Source organism: Cecembia sp., from assembly GCF_007126775.1.
Taxonomy (GTDB): domain Bacteria; phylum Bacteroidota; class Bacteroidia; order Cytophagales; family Cyclobacteriaceae; genus Cecembia.
Map to the genome: position 1 here is coordinate 1 of NZ_SLAP01000097.1, position 4,350 is coordinate 4,350.

A 4,350-nucleotide genomic window follows, 5' to 3' on the forward strand; every position below is an offset into this window, starting at 1 on the left:
AAGAAAAAAATTGATTTGATAAATAATATAAATCCAAGTTGGAAGGACTTGGGAGAAGAAGTGATGAATTGGTGATGCTAAGTCATTCTGAGATTTTAAAATCTTGCATTTACAGAAAGGCAATGACATCACTTGACCCGTCATCCTGAACTGGAGCTTGCGGAGTCGAAGCATCTCCCATTTATAGGAGACCCTTCGCTTCACTCAGGGTGACGGGTACTACAGAGGAGACCCTTCCTTCGTCAGAGTGACGGATACTGTAAGGGAGACTCTTGCTTTGTCAGGGTGACGAATGGTTACGTCATGCTGAGCGCAGCTTGCGGAGTCGAAGCATCTCCCATATGATAGGAGACCCTTCGCTTCACTCAGGGTGACGGGTACTACAGAGGAGACCCTTCCTTCGTCAGGGTGACGGATACTGTAAGGGAGACTCTTGCTTTGTCAGGGTGACGATTGGTTACGTCATGCTGAGCGCAGCTTGCGGAGTCGAAGCATCTCCCATATGATAGGAGACCCTTCGCTTTGCTCAGGGTGACGTAAAAGTTTACGATCTCGATTCTCGATTCTGACCTCTTGTCTCTTGCTTCTTGTTTATTGATTCTTATCTCTCGCTTCTCGCATCTAAAAGTCTCAAAAAAAATGTCACCATTTAGGATTATCATAGCGTTCATAGTACTCAGCATCATCGGCTTTGCCCTGGTGCCCAGGCTTTCTGTGGACCTGAATCCACGGGAGCGGGAACCGGTATTGACGGTGAGTTACGCTGTGCCAAGGTCCAGTCCTGAATTGGTGGAAAAACTGGCTACCTCCCCATTGGAAGGAGCGCTCTCCCAATTGGCCGACCTCAAAAAGATCAACTCGGTATCCAATTATGACCGGGGTTCTATTACCTTGCGTTTCGATAAAAACACGGATATGGACTTCAAAAAATTTGAAGTGGCTTCCATTATCCGGCAAGTATATCCCTCTTTGGATTCCAAAGTTTCTTATCCCTTGGTCACCCAATCTGAAGAGCGTAGAAGTGATCAGAAAACCCCTATCCTGACCTATTCGGTGAACGGGCCCTTTGCTTCTTTTGAGATCAAGAAAATTGCAGAAGATGTGCTCAAGTCCACGCTCAACCGATTCGAGGAAATCGAAGAAGTCACCATCCGTGGTGCCAATGACCTGCAGCTTTTTGTGACCTATGACATCAAAAAGCTACAAGCACTCAAGATGAGCAAACAAGACCTGGAGTCTGCCATCCGGGGAGCCTTTGGCCGGTCCTATCCCGGTGCCGTGCTGACCAATAGGGAGGAAACCCTTTTTATCCAAGTGGACAGGTCCCTGAATAGCCTGAGCCAATTGGAAAATCTGCTGGTTACCACCCGGGAGGGTAAGGAAATTTTCTTGAAAGATATTGCCCAGCTGACCTTGGAAGAAGCGGAAGCTACCTCTTATTACCGCATCAATGGTAATAATTCCGTTACCCTTTCTATCATCAATCGGGATGGGGTAAACAAGGTCCTTTTGGCCAAAAATATCAAAGCCGCTATAGAGGAGGCTAAGGACCTACTTCCTGCTGGCTTTGAAGTGCGTCTGGAGAATGACGATACCGAATTTCTGGAGAAGGAACTTAACAAAATTTACAAAAGATCCGGTCTATCCATCCTGATTTTGATCGTTTTCATTTTTCTGATGAACAGGAACCTGCGTTACCTGAGCATCCTTTTCTTGGGGATAGTGGTCAATCTGAGCATTACAGGGATTATTTTGTATTTGTTGAAAGTAGATATCCATCTCTATTCACTGGCGGGGCTGACCATATCTTTTGGACTGATCGTGGACAATGCCATCATCATGATCGATCACCTGCACAAACACAAAAACAGGAAGGTTTTCCTTGCCTTATTGGCTGCTTCTTTGACTACGATTGCAGCTTTAATGATCGTGTTTTTCCTTCCGGAGGATGACCGAAAAAACCTGACGGAATTTTCTGTGGTAGTGGCCGTGATGTTGGCGGTATCTTTATTGGTAGCCTTGCTTTTTACCCCGGCCATGTACCAGTTGCTCTTTGGAGAGAAAGCCAAAAAAGGCAGGGTGCTTACTGTTCCACAACTCAGAAAAAGGGCAAAAGGATTCCGTGCTTTCCAAAGCGGAATTGGTTTTGTCGCCAATTATAGAAAGAGCTTTATTGTCGCTCTGATTTTGCTTTTTGGAGTTCCCGTATTTTTTCTGCCCAATAAATGGGAGGGGCAGGAATGGTACAATAAGAGCATAGGCAGCACACTGTATCAGGAAGATATCCGGCCTTATGTGGACAAGTACCTGGGAGGATCTTTGAGGATGTTTGTAAGGGGTGTTTTTGAAAAATCTTCTTACCGGGAAGCGGAGAAGACCCGCTTGTATGTCACGGCCCGTTTGCCTTTTGGAAATACCTTAGATCAGATGGATTTTATCATGCGGGAATTTGAAGGCTATCTGAAAGGAGTGGAGGGAATTGATCAATTTGTAACCTGGGTGCAGTCAGGACAGTATGCCCAGATTGTGATCACCTTTAAGGAGGCCTACGAAAAATCTGCCCTTCCTTATCAATTGAAAGGTAGGCTATCCGTAAAATCCACCGATTGGTCAGGCGCCAGGTGGACAATTTATGGAGTAGGGCAGGGCTTTTTTACTGGGGCAGGAGGAGAGGGGATACCCTCTTTCCGAGTTACCATGAAAGGATACAATTACGATGAACTGGAACGGCAGGCTGAGATCCTGGCCGAGAAACTTTTGCAACATCGCAGGATTCAGGAGGTCAATACCAACGAGCGATTGAGCTGGAATGAGCAAAAGACAGAGGAGTATGTCCTGCGCTTGGATCAGGGCAGCATGGCCTTAGGAGGAACCAATCAGTATCAGGTTATTTCAGCCCTTGATGATGTTTCCAAACCCACCGGGCCATCGGTGTATCTGACCATGGAGGATAAAAACTATGGCTTGGTAGTCAGGGAGCAAGCTTCAGAGAAGTATTCCAAATATGACCTGGAGTCCAACAGTCTGATTACAGGGGAAGACCGTATCTTTAAGGTCAGTAATTTTGGTTCACTCAGCAAAGAAACTACTACCAATGCCCTTCACAAAGAGGATCGGCAGTATATCCGCTTGGTGGCTTTTGAATACATGGGTTCTGCCAAATTCGGTAATGAATACCTGGATGAGGTCTTAGAGGAAATGAAGGCTATCATGCCCATCGGTTATTCCGCTTCCAAGCAGACCTGGTCCTGGAATTGGGAAAAGGCGAAAAGGCAGTACAGTTTGATTCTGGTGCTCATTGTGGGCATATTTTTTATTACCTCGGTATTATTTGAAAACCTCAAGCAACCCTTTTATATCATCGTGATCATACCGATTTCATTTATCGGCTTGTTTTTGATTTTTTCTCTGTTTGACTTCTATTTTGATCAGGGAGGCTATGCAGCCTTTGTGATGCTGGGTGGCTTAGCGGTGAATGCAGCGATATTTATCGTCAATGACCTGAATAACCGAAGGCAAGGGCTGTACAACAGGAACATCCTAAAAGCAGTCGCAGGAAAAGCGGTTCCCATCATGTTGACCATTTTGTCTACCTGTTTTGGTCTGATTCCTTTTATCATGGAAGGGCAGAATGAGGTTTTTTGGTTTTCCCTGGCCATTGGCACCATCGGTGGCCTCGTGTTCAGTATAGTTGGTGTGTTTTTGGCCTTACCGGTATTTTTATGGAAGAAAAAGAGTTGAGGTGTTTAATAACTAAAGTACAAAATAACCCCAATCCCTGGCTGAAGAAGATGAAAAGGGCTTCGCTGTATGTTGTATTCAAATCTCCGTCTCCTTTATCAGGATTAAATAGGGTGTCTTGTTTTCTCAAAAACTTAGCAGGGGTACTTTCATGATACAAAGCCTTAAATTCCCAATGTCCCTTCTCCCTGTTTTTGAAAGAGAATTTGAGTCCTCCACCAATTCTATAGGCCATCACCCAATTTGACTGGTCACGACCTTCTTCAATAGGTACACTGTCCCAACTTTCCTTGATTTTATATCTTGTATAAAAATAGTTAGTGCCGAGCTGGGCTTCCAAGAATGGGATAAACTTTGCCTCTTGATTAAAATTATACCGAATAAAACCCATCAGACTTAGTAAATTTTTATTTCTTCTCAGTCTCATTTCATCATTATAACCCTGATAGAGGTCTCTTCTTTTTTCAAGTTTGGTTTGGTAGGTGCCAATCCCGATGTTTAGTCCAAGGTCTACGGGGCTGTTTTGCAATGGATAATATAGCATAAAAGTGTACTCGGGGAAAAAAATGCCTTCTGCACTTTCTTTCAACTTATTTAAGGGAATACCAA

At 44.6% G+C, this 4,350-nt stretch carries 2 protein-coding genes; one reads left to right on the forward strand and one right to left on the reverse strand.

Going from position 1 to position 4,350, the window contains the following annotated elements; all coding sequences use genetic code 11:
- Positions 1–639: 639 nt before the first annotated feature.
- Positions 640–3,741, forward strand: a complete 3,102-nt coding sequence (locus QZT73_RS06115) for an efflux RND transporter permease subunit (protein ID WP_291787176.1) — start codon at positions 640–642, stop codon at positions 3,739–3,741.
- On the opposite strand, the gene QZT73_RS06120 is transcribed toward QZT73_RS06115, so the two are convergent.
- Positions 3,683–4,350, reverse strand: a 668-nt coding sequence (locus QZT73_RS06120) for a hypothetical protein (protein ID WP_291787179.1), incomplete at its 5' end; no start/stop codon positions are given. The two genes, QZT73_RS06115 and QZT73_RS06120, sit on opposite strands and share 59 nt — an antisense overlap.